Annotated in this window: 1 protein-coding gene and 3 tRNA genes; all 4 read right to left on the bottom strand. The window is 47.6% G+C overall.

Annotated features, from left to right (window positions below; genetic code table 11):
• A partial coding sequence (locus tag A3756_RS15280; protein WP_156490505.1) for a GTP-binding protein occupies window positions 1–417 on the bottom strand: 417 nt, incomplete at its 3' end.
• A gap of 113 nt (window positions 418–530) precedes the next feature.
• Window positions 531–606: transfer RNA gene (locus A3756_RS15275), tRNA-Thr, on the bottom strand.
• Window positions 607–621: 15 nt separating this feature from the next.
• Window positions 622–696: transfer RNA gene (locus tag A3756_RS15270), tRNA-Gly, on the bottom strand.
• 10 nt (window positions 697–706) lie between these two features.
• Window positions 707–790: transfer RNA gene (locus tag A3756_RS15265), tRNA-Tyr, on the bottom strand.
• Window positions 791–851 lie beyond the last annotated feature (61 nt).

The following is an 851-nucleotide window of genomic DNA, read 5'->3' as shown; positions in this document are numbered from 1 at the left end:
GTCAGCCTTGTTCAAGAATACTACAATGTAAGGTACACCTACCTGACGAGACAAAAGGATGTGCTCACGAGTCTGAGGCATAGGACCATCAGTCGCACCACAAACCAAGATAGCACCATCCATCTGAGCAGCACCTGTGATCATGTTCTTAACATAATCGGCGTGCCCTGGGCAGTCAACGTGAGCGTAGTGACGATCAGTTGAATCATACTCAACGTGAGACGTCGCGATAGTGATACCACGTTCTCTTTCTTCTGGTGCGTTATCGATGTTTGCGAAGTCAACCTTCTCACCACCGAATACTTCTGCACATACACGCGTTAACGCTGCAGTCAAAGTTGTTTTACCGTGATCAACGTGACCAATAGTACCTACGTTGACGTGTGGTTTATTACGTTCAAATTTTTCTTTTGCCATCCGAACATCTCCTCAAAAAATATAGCTCGATTGCGGACACTGCGTCTCGGCCAGCTAGAACCAGCATTGACCACACACAACTTAAATTCAATAAAACCAAGCAATAACACTCATGGAGCTCATAACCGGAATTGAACCGGTGACCTCCACCTTACCAAGGTGGCGCTCTACCGACTGAGCTATATGAGCAACGAATTTATTACTTGGAGCGGGCAGCGGGAATCGAACCCGCATCATCAGCTTGGAAGGCTGAGGTAATAGCCATTATACGATGCCCGCCACATAAAACTGGTGGAGGGGGGTGGATTCGAACCACCGAAGCTTACGCGTCAGATTTACAGTCTGATCCCTTTGGCCACTCGGGAACCCCTCCAGCTAGAATCGTAAAGACTCTAAAGAACTCAAAACAAAATGGAGCTGGTGGACGGAATCGA

This window comes from Oleiphilus sp. HI0086 (assembly GCF_001635225.1).
This window is presented reverse-complemented; position numbering and strand designations above follow the sequence as displayed.